This window comes from Caballeronia sp. M23-90 (genome assembly GCF_053574605.1).
This window is the reverse complement of the sequence record NZ_JBSIPA010001002.1, coordinates 1-321: the sequence shown is the minus strand read 5'-3', so window position 1 is coordinate 321 and position 321 is coordinate 1. Positions and strand designations below refer to the sequence as shown.

Below are 321 nucleotides of genomic sequence, written 5' to 3'. Positions count from 1 at the left end.
TGAGATAGGCTGAAGAAAGTGGAGATCAATGTTTCGTAGAATGAGCGAAATGGAGATCAAATGAATCGAGGACCGAAAGGCCGCTACACGAAGGAGTTTCGCGAGCAGGCGGTGAAGCTCGTTCTTGTCGATGGACTGTCGCAGCGAGAAGTTGCGGGCCGATTATCTTTGTCGGTTAAAACGCTTGGCGCTTGGGTCGTTGCCGAGCGAAAAGGGACGCTAACGAAGGTAGGCGAGACGCAAAAGCCGCAGAGCGAGTTGGAGGCGGAATTGGCGCGGGTCAAGCGCGAGCTGGCGACGGTCACGATGGAGCGCGATATT

At 55.1% G+C, this 321-nt stretch carries 1 protein-coding gene; it reads left to right on the top strand.

The window, feature by feature from the left end:
* Positions 1–60: 60 nt before the first annotated feature.
* The coding region (locus ACRXB1_RS37520; RefSeq protein WP_449494954.1) for a transposase at positions 61–321 on the top strand (261 nt) is incomplete at its 3' end.